Source organism: Flavobacterium sp. ov086, assembly GCF_900187965.1.
Classification (GTDB): domain Bacteria; phylum Bacteroidota; class Bacteroidia; order Flavobacteriales; family Flavobacteriaceae; genus Flavobacterium.
On the sequence record NZ_FZNL01000010.1, the window covers coordinates 135,091 to 150,960 of the forward strand.

A 15,870-nucleotide genomic window follows, 5' to 3' on the forward strand; every position below is an offset into this window, starting at 1 on the left:
ATAAATATATTTATAACAAACATAGTTTATTTTATTTTTACTGATATCACTTTAGGCGTAAATTTGATGAAAATTTAAACTTATGAAAAAAATAGCATTACTTACGATTATAGCATTCTCAGCTTTTAGCACATCAGCTATAGCTCAAAAATCAACAAAAAAAGGTATGAAAAAAGTATTATTTGTTGTAACCAGTAACGATAAGCTGGGCAATACAGGAGAGAAAACAGGATTTTGGTCAGAAGAATTTGCTGCACCTTATTATGAACTATTAGATCAGGGAATCGAAATTACAATTGCATCGCCACTTGGAGGCCAACCGCCAATAGATCCAAAAAGTAATGATCCGGCATCAGCAACCGAAGACACAAAACGTTTTGACGCTGATAAAACATTACAGGAAAAATTAAAAAACACACATAAACTTTCGACTATTAATCAAAAAGATTATGATGCCGTTTTCTATCCAGGAGGTCACGGTCCGCTTTGGGATTTAGTAGAAGATAAAAGTTCAATTGCCTTAATTGAATCTTTCTATACACATAAAAAACCAGTAGCTTTTGTTTGTCATGCTCCGGCAGTTTTGAAAAACGTAAAAATTAATGGTGAGTTCTTAGTAAAAGATAAAAAAGTAACCGGATTTACAAACGAAGAGGAAGAAGCAGTAGGTTTAACTAAAGTTGTTCCGTTTTTACTGGAAGATGCTTTAATTCAAAATGGCGCAAAATTCTCAAAAGGTCCAAATTGGGCACCATACGCTGTTGAAGACGGACTTTTAATTACAGGACAAAATCCAGCTTCATCTAAATTAGTAGCAGGTAAATTATTGCAAAAATTGAATTAAAGATACTAAGGTTCTAAGTTGCTAAGGTTAACGCCTTTTTAAAAAAACTTAGACCCTTAGTCCCTTAGCGCCTCAGAACCTTAAAAAAAATTAATAAAAAAGATATCGAGTTGCCAGGATTAAAAAACTTAGAACCTTAGCAACTTAGTATCTCAGAAACTTTAAAAAAAATGCTAAACTTTGAATTATACAATCCGACGAATTTAATCTTCGGAAAAGGACAGATTGAAAAACTTTCGACTTTAGTACCAAAAGATGCTAAAATTCTATTGGCTTACGGTGGTGGAAGTATTTTTAAAAACGGAGTTCACGAACAAGTAATCAACAATTTAAAAGGTTTTGATATTGTTGAATTTGGCGGAATTGAACCAAATCCTCATTTTGAAACTTTAATGAAAGCTGTTGAAGTTATTAAGGCCGAAAAAATTGATTTTATTCTGGCTGTTGGCGGCGGATCTGTTATTGATGGTGTGAAATTTATTTCGGCAGCTGTTAATTTTAACGGAAATCCGATTGAGATTTTGCAAAAGCGAATCTTGATTAAAGAAAATGCATTGCCTTTTGGAACTGTTTTGACTTTGCCTGCAACGGGAAGTGAAATGAATTCTGGTTCTGTGGTTACTATTGCGGCAACTCAGGAAAAACTGGCTTTTGGCGGAAGCGCATTATTTCCAAAATTCTCTATTTGTGATCCTACAGTTATTCAATCATTGCCAAAAAGACAAATTCAAAATGGTGTTGTAGATGCCTACACACACGTAATGGAGCAATATTTAACGTATCCGCATGAAGGTTATTTACAAGACCGAATTGCCGAAGGAATTTTACAAACCTTAATTGAAGTTGGTCCTAAAGTAGTAGAAGACCCAACGGATTATGCTTTGGCTTCAAATTTTATGTGGAGTTGTACTATGGCTTTAAACGGATTGATTCAAAAAGGTGTTCCATCTGATTGGGCAACACACATGATTGGTCACGAATTAACAGCGCTATACGGAATCGACCATGCACGCACTTTAGCGATAATAGGCCCAAGTTTATACAATGTGATGTTTGAAACTAAAAAAGGAAAACTGGCACAATACGGAAGAAGAATTTTTGACTTAAAAGGTTCTGATGACGAAGTTGCTAAAGAAGCAATCAACAAAACGGTCGAATTTTTCCATACTATGGGAATGGATACTAAACTTTCGCAATACACGGATGATTACAGCAAAACTGCTGATTTTATCGTGAATCGTTTTGACAAAAGGGGCTGGAAAGGTTTAGGTGAAAACCAATTGGTAACTTTAGATAAAGTAAAATCGATTGTCGAATTAAGCTACTAATAAATAAAATTCCAATTTTTTAAATTCCAAATTCCAATGCTCTTAACTGTGTTATTGGAATTTGGAATTTCTTTTGATTATTTAAATCAAAAAAGGCGTTCTTAAGTTATTTAGGAACGCCTTTTTAAAATACTAAAACAAAACTAACTAACTCAATTTTCATTAAACTCATTTAAAATTCTAATTTATAATCAGTTACAACGTAATAACGCAATCGTTATTGTGTAAATAGTAAAATATTTTTTTATTATTTTAAAACCCCTTGAAAACCATTGTGATTAAAGGTCTTTTATAAATTTCTTAAATGAGATTTTGTATTATTACTACATTATTAAGTACTTTTGTTTTAAATTATTAAAATAATGAGTGAAAATTTAAAATTTGCAGTAATTGGAGGAGGAAGCTGGGCGACGGCAATTGCAAAGATGTTATGCGTAAATCTATCCGAGATTGCGTGGTATATGCGTAACGACGCTGCAATCGAGCACATTCAGAAATACAAACACAATCCAAACTATTTAAGTTCAGTCGAATTCGACACTAAAAAACTTAAATTAACCAATAATATAAACGAAGCGATTGAATATGCCGATTATGTGATTTTTGCTATTCCATCAGCTTTTCTTGATGCCGAATTGAAAAACATGACGGTTTCATTGGCAGATAAAATCATTTTCTCGGCCATTAAAGGTATTGTTCCGGAAACTAGTTTAATTGTTGGAGAACATTTTCACATTCAATACGATATTCCATATTATAATATTGGCGTTATCACAGGTCCATGTCACGCAGAAGAAGTGGCATTAGAAAGACTTTCTTACTTGACAATTGCGTGTGGTGATCCTGACAAAGCCCGTATTGTTGCTAAATCTCTTTCCGGAAATTATATCAAGGCCAAAATCTCAGACGACATTATTGGTACTGAATACGCTGCAATGCTTAAAAATATTTACGCAATTGCTGCCGGAATTGCTCACGGTTTGGGTTATGGAGATAACTTTCAATCGGTTATGATGAGTAACGGTATTCGTGAGATGAAAAAATTCATTAGAAAGGTTCACAAAATGAAACGTAACATCAATGATTCGGCTTATTTAGGCGATTTATTAGTTACAGGATATTCCGTGTTCTCCAGAAACAGAATGTTCGGAAATATGATTGGAAAAGGCTACACGGTAAAAAGTGCGATGATGGAGATGAGTATGGTTGCCGAAGGTTATTATGCTACCAAAAGTGCTTATAAACTAAATCAGGGTTATGGCGCAAAAACTCCAATTATTGATGCTGTTTACGCTATTCTATACGAAGGAAAAGACGCTAAATCTGTGTTTAAGAAACTTACTGAGTCTTTGGATTAAGAGAAAAGATTATAGAATATAGAGAATAGAAAATAGAAGAAGGAATATAGACTTTTGTTTATGAGATAAAAAAGAGCCAAGATCTAATAATTTAGTCTTGGCTCTTTTCTTTTAGATTCCACTAGAAAGTCTATTCTATTTATTCTATATTCTATTCTCTATATTCTTTTCTCTATATTCTTTTATTTTACCATTACGCCTTCAACAAAAAGAATCGGCACCTCTTCAGTATCGTTCTCGTTGATTAGGTTTGATTTGAAAATGAATTTCTTGTCGTAAAGTTTATTATCGATGAAGAATGTCACCATAAATTCATTATTTAAAACCAAAAGGCTTTTTTCTATCATTTCGATTTTTACTACTGAAACTGCCGGAACTTCAACAAAGGCATGACGTAAAACAGATGTTTTTTTCATTTCGCCATCAATAGTTCCAAATGCTTTTGAAACTACCATAACGCTGTCTAAATTAAAGTCGCTGTCATTTACCAGATAAGCGTACCACACTTTTTCCATAAAATCGTCGCTCCATTCCTGAACTGCGGCTAGAAATACGTTTTCTACTTCTGGGATTGTTATATCTTTTTTCATATGAGTCAAAAGTTTAAAAGTCAAAAGTCGAAAGTCCCAAACTTTGAGACTTTCGACTTTTGACATTCGACTTAAATTATATATTTGCTTTGAATTGCTCTAAGAAACGAACGTCATTTTCGTAGAACATACGAATATCACCAATTTGATACAATAACATCGCGATACGCTCTACTCCCATTCCGAAAGCAAAACCGTTGTATTCGTCCGGATTGATATCGCAATTTTTAAGAACGTTAGGATCTACCATTCCACAACCTCCAATTTCTAACCAACCAGTTCCTTTTGTGATACGGTAATCGGTTTCGGTTTTTAAACCCCAATAAATATCAATTTCGGCGCTTGGTTCTGTAAACGGAAAGTATGACGGACGTAAACGAATCTTCGATTTTCCGAACATTTCTTTAGTGAAATAAAGTAAGGTTTGTTTCAAATCAGCAAACGAAACGTCTTTGTCAATGTACAATCCTTCCACCTGATGGAAAATACAGTGCGAACGTGACGAAATAGCTTCGTTACGAAATACACGTCCCGGAGAAATAGTACGAATTGGCGGTTTGTGATTTTCCATATAACGCACCTGAACTGATGATGTATGCGTACGCAACAACACATCAGGATTGGTCTGAATGAAAAATGTATCCTGCATATCACGCGCCGGATGGTATTCCGGTAAGTTCAATGCAGTAAAATTATGCCAGTCGTCTTCGATTTCCGGACCTTCGGAAACGTTGAAACCAATATTAGCAAAAATATCTATAATTTGATTTTTAACAATCGAAATCGGATGACGAGAACCTATAATAACCGGTTCTGCCGCACGAGTTAAATCACCAAAAACTCCTTTTATTTCTTCTTTACTTTCCAGCTCTTCCTGAATAACTCTTACTTTTTCTTCAGCAACAGCTTTTAAAGTATTTATGACTTGTCCGAAATCTTTTTTCTGATCGTTTGGAATATTTTTGAACTCGGTAAAAAGTTCTTTTAACAACCCTTTACTACCTAAATATTTAATACGGAATTGCTCTAAGGATTCTTTATTTTTATCATTAAAGGCTTTAGCTTCCTCTATATGCTGTTTTATCTTGTCTATCATTTTCCTTCAATAATTGAGAATACAAATTTACATAATTTGTTTCAAGTTTAAAGTCTAAAATTTAAAGTTTCCTTTGCAAGCTGTGATATTCCTTCACAACTATTTTATCAGACTTATTTTGCTTTCTATTTCTTGTACTTTTTTGAGCCAAAAATCTATTCCATCCTGATTCTTAACGATCTCTTTTTTAAAGTTTGCCGAAATAGCATTTAATTTCCCCCAGTTTCTCTGATTGTCTTTGTCATGTTCTACTTTGGTAGTGGGTTCTATTCTGGTTCTCCAAAAATCAATATTATTGAGATAGTTTGTTTTTAAATCCTCAAAATATTCAATTAGTTTTTCTTTGGAATTAGGAATGTATCCCGGACCGCTGCAACCGCAGGAATGAAAAGTAATTCCAACGGAATATAAACTTTTCAAATGTTCCCATTTTTTCAAATCATCCTTTTTTGGTGATTCAAAATCAAGTCCCATATTCGCCATCAATTCGCTACATTCAGGGCATTTTACTTCCTGAACCGATTGGCTTCCTCTTTTTATATCATTTATAAGCCTTCTTTTAAATGTTTTGCGACAATTAAAACAAGCATAATGAGGTTTATAAACGACCATTGCATATCTACACATTTCTTTCCTGTTTTATTTTTTTCGAAATCTAAAACATTTATTCAATAAGTTCTCTTTCTAAAAAATAATTTACAATGGCTTCTTTCATCAAAACCGATTGTTCTCCTGCTTTTAATGCTGGTAATTCTTCTTTTACTTTGTAGTGTGGCCATCCTTCGGCATCAAAAAAATCAAATTCATAAAACCCGTAAGGTTCTAATAATCGGCAAATGGCGATGTGCATCAGGTTTAATTTTTCGTCTTTCTTGAATTCTCGGTGTACTTTTCCGAGTTCCTGAACTCCAATTAGGTAAATTATGGCATCTAAATCTAAGTCTTCTCCTTGCGAAAATTGATTAGATAGTATATCGACGAGCTTTTCCCATCGCTCTTTTAGTTGTGTATCTCTGGACATTTTTATAATTGTGAATTATGAGTTATGAATTATAAGTTCAAAAAACATAAAATTTAGTTTGCAAAGATACGGACTTCAAATCCAAAGACCTAAAATTAAAGATTTGCCTTGTTGTATTGAAGAAATTGCCCACAGATAAAGCGGATTTAACGGATTGAACCTGGTTATTTTTTCTTTATGTGTTCGTTCTGAGCAATAATAAACATCTGAAATTAAAACCTTAGAACCTTTGCAACTCTGAACCTTTGAACCTAAAAAAAGATATATATTTGCGCCTCAATAAAATCAAGGAAAATATGAGTTTTTTAGACATGCTTTTTGGAGCACTTTTGGCTTACAGTTTATATAAGGGAATTAAAAATGGCCTTTTTGTAGAAGTGGCTTCTTTTATTTCTTTATTGTTGGGAATTTATATTGCCATTAAATTTTCGTCTTTCATGAAAGAAATCATCATGAAACATGTTTCCTGGAATCCAAACACGATTCAGGTTACGGCTTTTATTCTGACTTTTATTTTAGTGGTTATTGGTGTTTATTTCTTAGCCAAAATCCTTACCGGAATTGCCGATTTTGCTTTCCTTGGATGGGCGAATAAACTTGGCGGAGGTTTTTTCAGAATCTTAAAAACAATCCTGATCCTAAGTATTTTTATTGCCCTTTTTGAAAAAATAAACTTCAATGAAACTTTTGCCAAAAAAGAAACTTTAGACAAATCTATTTTCTATAATCCGGTCAAAAAAGTGGCCGCTTTTATTTATCCTTCAATCGAAAAATGGTACGAGGAATTTAAAGAAAGCCAAGCAGATAAACCTAAAGAGGAAACTAAAAAGGAAGAAACTACAGAAAGTGAATAATTAAGTCCCAGCGGGCAATGTCAATAAGTTAAGAGGAAATCTATAAAATTACTTAACAGTTTAATCAAGAAAGTAATTAGAAAAATCCGTTTTTATCAGCGTTTTCGCTTTAGCGAATCCGTGAAATCAGCGTCTAATTTTGACGCGGATAAAACAGATTTACTTCGTAAAAACGCGGATAAAAGCGGATTTGATTTGTCATCCTGAGCGATTCCAAAGCTTCGGGATCGCTCAGGATGACATTAGTTTTCAAAAGAATTACCAGTTTATTTCTAAACTTTCGCCTTTTTTCAACGTAATGTTTTGCTTTTTATCTCCGTTAATCAACGTTGTTTTTCCGCCAAGTTTAGAGAAAACAACAACTTTCTTTAAGGTTTTATTCTCCCAATTCATCTCAATTTCGAATCCGCCACGAGCGCAGATTCCTTTTACAGTTCCGGTTTCCCAAGCATCTGGCAAAGCAGGTAATAATCTGATTTCATTTTCGTCAGATTGAACCAACATTTCGGCAACAGCTGCGGCTCCACCAAAATTTCCATCGATTTGAAATGGCGGATGTGCGTCGAATAAATTCGGATATGTTCCTCCGCCTCTTCTTGGTTTCTCTGTTTTTTTTCCGTCCGGATCAACATATCTTAATAATTCTCTGAACATTTTGTAGGCACGATTTCCGTCCCAAAGTCTTGCCCAAAGATTAATTCTCCAGCCTTTTGACCATCCGGTTGTTTCATCCCCTTTTATTTCGAGTGTTTTCTTAGCAGCTTCGGCTAAATCCGGCGTTTTTAATGGTGTAATATGATCGCCCGGAAAAAGTCCGAATAAATGCGATTGATGACGGTGTTGTGGTTCTTCGTCATTCCAATCGAAATACCATTCTTGCAGATTTCCTTTTTTACCAATTTGGTACGGATGAAATTTCGAAAGTGCCACTTGAAGTTTTGCTCTGAAATCGGCATCGATATTTAGAACTTCTGAGGCTTTGATTGTCTTCTCAAAACATTCTCTAATCATTGCCAAATCTGCGGTTCCGCCATACATTGTTGCTCCAATAAAACCGTCTGGCGCGATAAATTTGTTCTCCGGCGAAGTAGATGGCGATGTAATTAGGTTTCCATTTTTATCTAAAATCATCCATCCTAAAAAGAATTGTGAAGCTCCTTTCATGATTGGATATCCTTCATTTTTTAGGTAATTTTTGTCTTGGGTAAAAACATAATGTTCCCATACATGTGTGCTCAGCCAAGCGCCGGATAGTGGCCAACAAGCCCAACTTGGATCTTCTTTTCCAAATTGTCCAACGGGATTGGTCATTGCCCAAATATCAGAATTGTGTGCCGATGCCCAACCTTCATTGACTCCGTAAAAAGTCTTTGCCGTAACTTTTCCGGTTACCGAAAGATTTTTAATAAAAGATAAAAGCGGCAAATGCATTTCTGAAAGATTAGTGTTTTCTGCCAGCCAATAATTTTCTTCAAGATTGATATTCATCGTGTAATTACTGCTCCATGGCGGATTTAGATATGGATTCCAAATTCCTTGTAAATTTGCCGGAACGCCCATTGTTCGGGAACTGCTTATCAGCAAATAACGTCCGAAATTGAAATATAGAATTTCAAGATTTTTATCTTCTTTACCATCAGCGTAGCGTAATAAACGTTCATCTGTTGGTAAATCCGGTGCGGTTGTTTTTCCTAAATCTAAAGTAACACGGTTGTAGAATTTTTGATAATCGGCAATATGAGATTCTTTTAATTGATCGAATGGTTTTGCAAATGACTTGTTCAGGTTTTGCAATGCAATTGCTACGTCGTCTAAGCCTTCTGTTGCTGGATTTTTGTCAAAACCATTAAAGCTTGTTGCAACAGAAACATAAATAATAGCTTCTGTCGCATCTTTTAAAGTTAATGTTTGTCCGAAACTTGTAATTTTTCCGTCCGTTTTTTTAATTTGGACTAAAGTGGTAAATCTTGTTCCTCTTTCTTTTATGTCAAGATATTTTGGTAAAACAGTATATCCCGGATTTTCATGAATTGGCGCAGAACCAGTCATTCCCAAAATATTATTTCTTACTTCAACATTTGATTTTAGTAAGCTCTTTAAATTAATATCAAAATTTAAAGCTCCTTTATGATCGCTTGTCAATTTGATGACCATAATTTGATCCGGAGCCGAAACAAAATATTCACGGGTATATTTTATGCCGGCCATTTCGTAACTTACTTTTGATATTGCATTCGAAATATCCAGTTCGCGATGGTAATTTACAGCTTTTCCTTTTTCGGAATTATTAATTTCTAACGTTCCTAAAGGCGCAAATGATTCGGAGTTTTTACCCTGAATTTTTTTATTGAGTTCCTCTGCCAGTTTATAGTTTTCGTTTTTGAGTGCTTCACGAATTGCTGGAATATTTTTGTAAGCTTCGGGATTCATTTTTGCATTTACAGGTTCTCCTGACCAAAGTGTGGCATCGTTCAAATAAATTTTATCTGAATTTGCACCGCCAAAAACGGTCGCTCCCATTTTTCCGTTTCCTAGAACTAAACTTTCTTCAAAATATTCAGCAGGCTGATTGTACCACAAAACATGATTGGATTGTGCCGTAATGTTTGTACAGAAAGATGTGATTAGTAAAATGAAAAATGTTCTTGTGAGGTTTTGATTCATTTTTTGATGCGTTTTAATGTTAACGTTCAGATGTTCCTATGGAACATTATTACGGGTGTTATTTCTTGTCAACGGATTTCATCCGTTGTTACCAACCAATTGTTCCTAGCGGAACATTTTTTAGTGCAATCCGAAGAACTTTCACAATTTACCTTTTACTTTTTACAAATTAAAATTATTTACTAACCTTATATGTTTCGTTTGCCGTAATCATTTCCCAATTGTCAGTTCTGAAAGGTGATGCCGGGAATTTTTCTTTGTTGAAAAGATTAATTTCTGTATCATCATCTGCCCAACCGTAATGAACGGCAACGGGATTTTTTACTTCGTCGCTGGAAACGATTATTTTGTTGTCTTTTATTATCGCTTTCGCGGAATGAAAAACTTTGTCAGCACCAGCGATTTCAAATCCTTTTATGTTTAGTGAATTGTCCGAAGTTGATAATCCGGAACCGATATTATTGAACGTAAGAATGATTTGATTTCCTTTTATTTCCTGAGATTTATAAGTTGGTCCGCTGTAAACTTGCTTTTTATTATAAACATTATTCAATGCAATTGCCGCCAAACGCAATCCAACGTCTTGTTTGTTTGTTGGATGAATGTCTTTTGCATTACCAATATCCGTGGTTACAGCCATTCCGGTGTTTGGTAGTTTTAAAGTTTCGGTTTGTGCTTCACGTAATTCTGCCCAACGGCTTCCCACTTTACTGTTGCCATTGAATTCATTGAAAGTTGATAATTGTACGAAGTAAAAAGGAAAATTGCCTTGTTTCCATTTTGTTCGCCAATCTGTGATCATTAACGGAAATGCTTTTTTGTATTGTTTTGCGCGCCAAACATTGGCTTCGCCCTGATACCATAAAACACCTTCGATCGCATAAGGAACCAATGGATTTACCATTGCATTATATAATAACGATGGATAACTGTTTGGTGAAACTGCAATTTTTACTTGCACTACATTAAATTTCCAAAGTCCTTCAAGAGGAATATTGTTGTCTTTAAACTGAATTTTCAGATCGGCTGGATCGCCATAAATTCCGCCGCCGCCCGAGTAATCTGCAATTCGAACTGAGATTACATTTTTTCCTTCTTTTAATGTTCCTGCGGGAATTTTATAAACTCTTAAGGCTTCCCAACTTTTATTGGTTCCAACCTCAACTCCATTTACGTATGTAATATCTTCGTCGTCAACTTTTGCAAGATGCAAAACGGCTTCGCTTTTTGCTTGTTCAGCAGTTAAAGTAATTGTTTTTCGCATCCAGACCACACCATCAATATTGCCTATTTGTTGGTTTTCCCATAATGATGGTACTTTTATTTCCGGCCAATTTTTATCATTAAAACTGAATGCTGCAAATTGGTTTTCGTTTTCCATAGTAACATCAAAACCCTGAACTTTCTTTATATTATCTAAAACTGATTTTTTATAGACTTCAAAAACCGCATCTATATTAACTTGAGGAACATCGGCAATCATGGCTTTAAAGTCATTGCTTTTTTCGAATGCTTCGCGACTTGTCCAGGTTTCTACATTTGTTCCACCCCAGGATGTGTTGATGATTCCAATTGGGATTTTTAATTCGGCATATAATTTCTTGGCAAAATAATAGCCCACAGCGGTAAAATTTCCAACATTTTCTTTGTTAGAAACTTGCCATTTTCCTGCTTTTAAATCTTCTTTTGGCAATCCGCTTAAATCTTGTGCGACTCCAAAATGACGAATCATTGGGTAATTAGAATCGGCTATTTCTTTTTCGGAATTCTTAGTTTTAAAAACCTGAAATTCCATATTTGATTGTCCGCTGCAAATCCAAACTTCTCCAACCAAAACATCTTTTATGATGATTTTATTTTTTCCTGTAATAATTAATTCAAATGGTCCACCCGCTTTTTCAGCAGACAGTTTTATCATCCATTTTCCGTTTTTATCGGCTTGAATAGTTTTGATTTGTTTGTTAAAATGAACCTCAACTTTTTCATTGGCATCTGCAAAACCCCAAACCGGAATTTCTTTGTTGCGCTGCAATACCATTCCGTCAGAAAACAACAAAGGCATTCGCACATTTGCACTTGCCATTATACTGAATATCAGAAAAATAAATATTATATATTTTTTCATTTTGCCTGTTTTAAATTGTTTTAAACCACATAAGTGATATAAGTAAACATAATATCTATTAAGCTAAAAACTTAAATTTACTTATATCACTTACATGGTGAATTTAAGTTTTTTATTGTAATCCTTCTTTCAAAGCGGTTAATGCCTGAGTATCAAAAACAGTATTATTGCTTCTGTCAAAGATTCCGAAACCTTTGTCACCAAGACTTCCTTCATCCCAATAAAAAGGCAATAAACCATTTGCTTTGGCTTTTTGTACCACCGTTTTTAAATAGTATGCTCTTGAAGCTAAATGCAAAGTTAAGGCATCGCCAGTTAAAGTTGTACGACGAATGGCGCCAAATTCTCCTAACAAAACCGGAATTCCTTTGTCGACAAATTGAGTTTTCATTAGTTTGAAGTTTTTCTCCAAATCTGTTTCTTCTCCCCAATTTGCATTTCGTTCTGTATCTGTTGTTGAGTGATAATTTGCTCCCCAATAATAGAACATTTTTCCCCAGGTTTCGTCCTTGGTTAAACCGGCAAAATTCCAAGGAGAATAATAATGTACTTCAACCATCATTCGGCTTGTTGCTGAATCTGTCGGTAAAGTCAACATTAGTTTATTTGTTTTCTCAATGTCTGTCGATGGCCCCTGAACTACTAAAGTACGATAAGCGTTTTTTCCTCCGGTAGAACGAACTGCATTTATAAAGGTTTGATGATAAGAAGTTAAAACTGCCATTTGTGTAGCATCTTCAACCGCTGGTTCATTTGCACTTGCAAAAAGTAAATGTTCATCAAAACCGCGTAATTGTGTTGCAATTTGTTCCCAAAAAGCTTTTTGTTTGGCATTGTTTTCAACTTTTTTGGCTTCGGTAATGTTGTTTTCCAACCAACCGCCGTCCCAGTGAATATTTACCAGAACATACATATCGTTATCTACACAATATTGCACCACTTCTTTGACTCTGTTTAACCAATCGGCTTTGATTTTGGCTGTAGCCGAATTTTCTAAATATTGGTTCCATGAACACGGAATTCTAATCGCATTAAATCCGTTTGCTTTTACTGCGTCGATTAGTGCTTTTGTAACTTTTGGATTTCCCCAGGCAGTTTCCCCTCCTGTTGCTTCCATTGTGTTTCCAATATTCCAACCTAGTTTTATTTTTGCGCCTAGTTGTGCCGCAGTGCTGCTCATTCCTGAATTATCTGCGGCAATTGGATTTGTATTATAACTTGGATATAAACCAACAACAGCTGCTCCTACTTGTGAAACTGAAATCTGAACCGAAGGAGCTTCACTTGAATTTAACGTTAAAACAGCCGTTCTTACTTCGGCAGTTGTATTCTCAGAAGCGATTACTTTAACCATAACTGATCCTGTACCTCCTGTCGACTGACTTAATTGTAGCCAGTTTGTGTTAGAACTCGTAATGGTCCATGTTTTGACATTTGCAGTTACCTTTATTACAGCTTCGTTGCCTTTACTAACAAAATCAATTTTATTAGTATCTACAGTCAACGTTTTTTGGGCCGTTTTTGCATCTGCCGCATCTTTGTCTGAACTGCAAGCCCAAATACTAAAAAAAGGCAAACATAAAAGAGCACTATACAGGTAACATTTTACAATAATTTTCATTTTATTTGATTGTTACCGAGATTTCTTTTTTGATATCTCTTGAAGAGTTTCCTAACTTCAAAGTGTATTTACCTGGTTCAACAGTCCATTTTTTAGCCGCTACATCATAATATGCTAATTCTTTTACCGGAATCTTGATCGTTACTGTATTTGAACTTCCTGCTTTTACCAGTATTTTTTGGAATCCTTTTAGTTCTTGTGCAGCACGGGTAATTTTTGAATCTGATTTTGAAGTGTACAATTGAACTACTTCTTTACCATCGACTTTTCCTGTGTTTTTTACATCTACAGAAACTGAAATTGTTTCGTTTTGAGCATACGAAGCTTTGTCTGATTTTGCATTATCAAAAGCAAAAGTGGTGTATGATAATCCGTATCCAAAAGGATATAACGGTGCAATATTTTTAGTATCGAACCAACGGTATCCTATTAAAATTCCCTCTGCATAGTTTACTGTTTTTCCACCTGGGAAACTATTTGTTGCATGCGCAGGTGAATCCATAATATTTTTAGGCATTGTCCACGGTAATTTTCCTGATGGATTTACTTTTCCTAAAATTACATCTGCAAGAGCGTTTCCTCCTTCAGATCCATTAAACCAACTCCATACTAATGCCGAAGTTTTTTTACTGACTGCATCAATATCAAAAGGTGCTCCGGCAATCATAACAACAATAGTCTTTGGATTAACTGCCAATACTTTCTGAATCAATTCTTCTTGTCCAAATGGTAATTTTAAGTTTCTACGATCTGAAGCTTCTGTTTCATAATCACGATTTGAACCTGCAAAAATAATTGCAACATCAGATTTTTTAGCAGCTTCTACGGCTTCTAATACTTTTGCCGGATCTAATTGATCGATTGTTACGGGACCATTTAGGGTAATATCTCCTAATTTCCCTTTGTTCTTAACATCATAACGCTCTAAATATCCTTCGGCATAATTAATTTTTATGGATGATGGCAATCTGTTTTTTAAACCTTCAAGTGGTGTAATTTCTCTCTTTGTTTTTACACCTGCGCCAAATCCGCCAAGGGCATTTTTCTTCGTTGCATTGTTTCCAATTACGGCGATAGATTTTACTCCGTCCAGTTTTAATGGCAATGCATTATTTTCGTTTTTCAATAAAACGATGTCTTCTGTTGCAATTTTGTAAGCATCCTGATAATGTGCTTCTGTCGAAATACTTCCTTTTACACGGTCTTTACTTTGGCTTCCCATCGCTTTTACCTGAAATAAAGTGCGTAAAATTCTTTTTACGTGTTTATCCAATTCTGCTTCTGAGATTTCTTTGTTTTTAGCAGCTGCGATTAGTTTATCGGCAAGAAAAAATTCGTTGAATGGTTTTGGAGTTCCCATTTCAATATCCAAACCACTTTCTAAAGATTTTACTGTAGAATGTACCGCTGCCCAATCTGAAACTACAACGCCTTTGAATCCCCATTCGTCACGTAATATTTTGTTTAACATATAATCATTTTCACATAAATATTCGCCTCTGAATTTGTTGTAAGCGCCCATTATGGCATAAGCGTGAGCTTCTTTTATTGATGCTTCAAAAGCTGGAAGATAAATTTCACGAAGTGTACGTTCATCAATTTGTACATCAACAAAATCACGATTTGTTTCCTGATTGTTTGCTGCAAAGTGTTTTACGCAAGCCATAACATCGTTGTCTTGTAAACCAACAATTAATGGCACTGCAATTTTTTTGTTCAAAAACGGATCTTCAGACATATATTCATACGTTCTTCCGCCAAGTGGTGTTCTCACCATATTGATTGCCGGCGAAAGCAGCATATCTTTATCACGAGCACGCAATTCCTGTCCTACACTATTTCCAAAAGTATATGCCATGTCAGCATTCCAGGTTGCAGCCAAACCGCCGCCTGCAGGATAATAGGTTGCAAAATCATTTGTTAATCCTGCCGGAGCCCAATTGTCACGAGAAATTTCTTCACGAACTCCTAACGGTCCATCGGCCATTTTTAGTTCCGGAATTCCCAAACGTTTTACACCGCCAGATGTGAACATGCTGTTTCCGTGTAACATTCCGATTTTTTCTTCAAGTGTCATTTGAGAAACCAGTTTGTCGATTTCGGCATCAAATTCTGATCCTATTTCTTTGCCTTTGTATTCTTTCTGAACGGAATCAGAAGTATCAGAATCTGAACTTTGTGCATCTTTTTTACATGAAGTAAAAGCTGCAAAAGCTATCGCTAGTGAGAGGTATATGATTTTGTTTTTCATGCTTAATAAATTTATTTTTAGTTTTTAGATCGTTATTTTTAGGATTTAAAGTTTACAAAATTCAATAAGAAAACATCATTCTCATTGATTTTAAAATCTTTACTAAATCTCCCTTTTG

The 15,870-nt window shown here is 34.9% G+C and carries 12 protein-coding genes; 4 read left to right on the plus strand and 8 right to left on the minus strand.

Features of this window, described 5'->3' with window-relative positions; genetic code table 11:
* Positions 1-82 precede the first annotated feature (82 nt).
* From CHB81_RS12830 to CHB81_RS12840, 3 genes are all read left to right on the plus strand, one after another.
* Positions 83-844, plus strand: a complete 762-nt coding sequence (locus CHB81_RS12830) for a type 1 glutamine amidotransferase domain-containing protein (RefSeq protein ID WP_176427525.1) — start codon at positions 83-85, stop codon at positions 842-844.
* 170 nt (positions 845-1,014) lie between these two features.
* Positions 1,015-2,172 carry an iron-containing alcohol dehydrogenase gene (locus CHB81_RS12835; RefSeq protein ID WP_089352259.1) on the plus strand — a complete coding sequence of 386 codons (1,158 nt, stop codon included), beginning with the start codon at positions 1,015-1,017 and terminating at the stop codon, positions 2,170-2,172.
* A 362-nt stretch (positions 2,173-2,534) separates the two neighbouring features.
* Complete coding sequence (locus CHB81_RS12840) at positions 2,535-3,530, plus strand: NAD(P)H-dependent glycerol-3-phosphate dehydrogenase (protein WP_089352260.1); 996 nt, start codon at positions 2,535-2,537, stop codon at positions 3,528-3,530.
* 182 nt (positions 3,531-3,712) lie between these two features.
* Here the strand turns inward: CHB81_RS12840 and CHB81_RS12845 are convergent, their stop codons facing one another.
* The 4 genes from CHB81_RS12845 to CHB81_RS12860 form a co-directional block, all read right to left on the minus strand.
* On the minus strand, positions 3,713-4,120 hold the full coding sequence (locus CHB81_RS12845) for a hypothetical protein (RefSeq protein WP_089352261.1): 408 nt from the start codon (positions 4,118-4,120) through the stop codon (positions 3,713-3,715).
* Positions 4,121-4,196: 76 nt separating this feature from the next.
* Positions 4,197-5,216, minus strand: a complete 1,020-nt coding sequence (locus CHB81_RS12850) for a phenylalanine--tRNA ligase subunit alpha (protein WP_089352262.1) — start codon at positions 5,214-5,216, stop codon at positions 4,197-4,199.
* A gap of 99 nt (positions 5,217-5,315) precedes the next feature.
* Positions 5,316-5,843, minus strand: a complete 528-nt coding sequence (locus CHB81_RS12855) for a hypothetical protein (protein WP_089352263.1) — start codon at positions 5,841-5,843, stop codon at positions 5,316-5,318.
* Positions 5,844-5,880: 37 nt separating this feature from the next.
* Complete coding sequence (locus CHB81_RS12860) at positions 5,881-6,237, minus strand: hypothetical protein (protein WP_078006785.1); 357 nt, start codon at positions 6,235-6,237, stop codon at positions 5,881-5,883.
* Between the two features lie 296 nt (positions 6,238-6,533).
* Between CHB81_RS12860 and CHB81_RS12865 the strand changes: the two genes are divergently transcribed.
* Complete coding sequence (locus CHB81_RS12865) at positions 6,534-7,091, plus strand: CvpA family protein (RefSeq protein ID WP_089352264.1); 558 nt, start codon at positions 6,534-6,536, stop codon at positions 7,089-7,091.
* 258 nt (positions 7,092-7,349) lie between these two features.
* Here CHB81_RS12865 and CHB81_RS12870 read toward each other — a convergent pair whose 3' ends face one another.
* The 4 genes from CHB81_RS12870 to CHB81_RS12885 form a co-directional block, all read right to left on the minus strand.
* Positions 7,350-9,755, minus strand: coding sequence for a glycoside hydrolase N-terminal domain-containing protein (locus CHB81_RS12870; RefSeq protein ID WP_089352265.1), 2,406 nt, complete (start codon positions 9,753-9,755; stop codon positions 7,350-7,352).
* A gap of 175 nt (positions 9,756-9,930) precedes the next feature.
* Positions 9,931-11,880 carry a sialate O-acetylesterase gene (locus tag CHB81_RS12875; RefSeq protein WP_089352266.1) on the minus strand — a complete coding sequence of 650 codons (1,950 nt, stop codon included), beginning with the start codon at positions 11,878-11,880 and terminating at the stop codon, positions 9,931-9,933.
* A gap of 112 nt (positions 11,881-11,992) precedes the next feature.
* Positions 11,993-13,501 (minus strand): cellulase family glycosylhydrolase, encoded by a 1,509-nt coding sequence (locus CHB81_RS12880; RefSeq protein ID WP_217899728.1) that lies wholly within the window; start codon positions 13,499-13,501, stop codon positions 11,993-11,995.
* A 1-nt stretch (position 13,502) separates the two neighbouring features.
* Positions 13,503-15,752: a glycoside hydrolase family 3 C-terminal domain-containing protein gene (locus tag CHB81_RS12885; protein ID WP_089352267.1), complete on the minus strand. Its 2,250-nt coding sequence runs from the start codon at positions 15,750-15,752 to the stop codon at positions 13,503-13,505.
* Positions 15,753-15,870: the final 118 nt, after the last annotated feature.

Coding starts and splice junctions, on each gene's coding strand:
- CHB81_RS12830 (WP_176427525.1), top strand. CDS start 83: ATGAAAAAAATAGCATTACTTACGATTATAGCATTCTCAGCTTTTAGC.
- CHB81_RS12835 (WP_089352259.1), top strand. CDS start 1,015: ATGCTAAACTTTGAATTATACAATCCGACGAATTTAATCTTCGGAAAA.
- CHB81_RS12840 (WP_089352260.1), top strand. CDS start 2,535: ATGAGTGAAAATTTAAAATTTGCAGTAATTGGAGGAGGAAGCTGGGCG.
- CHB81_RS12845 (WP_089352261.1), bottom strand. CDS start 4,120: ATGAAAAAAGATATAACAATCCCAGAAGTAGAAAACGTATTTCTAGCC.
- CHB81_RS12850 (WP_089352262.1), bottom strand. CDS start 5,216: ATGATAGACAAGATAAAACAGCATATAGAGGAAGCTAAAGCCTTTAAT.
- CHB81_RS12855 (WP_089352263.1), bottom strand. CDS start 5,843: ATGTGTAGATATGCAATGGTCGTTTATAAACCTCATTATGCTTGTTTT.
- CHB81_RS12860 (WP_078006785.1), bottom strand. CDS start 6,237: ATGTCCAGAGATACACAACTAAAAGAGCGATGGGAAAAGCTCGTCGAT.
- CHB81_RS12865 (WP_089352264.1), top strand. CDS start 6,534: ATGAGTTTTTTAGACATGCTTTTTGGAGCACTTTTGGCTTACAGTTTA.
- CHB81_RS12870 (WP_089352265.1), bottom strand. CDS start 9,755: ATGAATCAAAACCTCACAAGAACATTTTTCATTTTACTAATCACATCT.
- CHB81_RS12875 (WP_089352266.1), bottom strand. CDS start 11,880: ATGAAAAAATATATAATATTTATTTTTCTGATATTCAGTATAATGGCA.
- CHB81_RS12880 (WP_217899728.1), bottom strand. CDS start 13,501: ATGAAAATTATTGTAAAATGTTACCTGTATAGTGCTCTTTTATGTTTG.
- CHB81_RS12885 (WP_089352267.1), bottom strand. CDS start 15,752: ATGAAAAACAAAATCATATACCTCTCACTAGCGATAGCTTTTGCAGCT.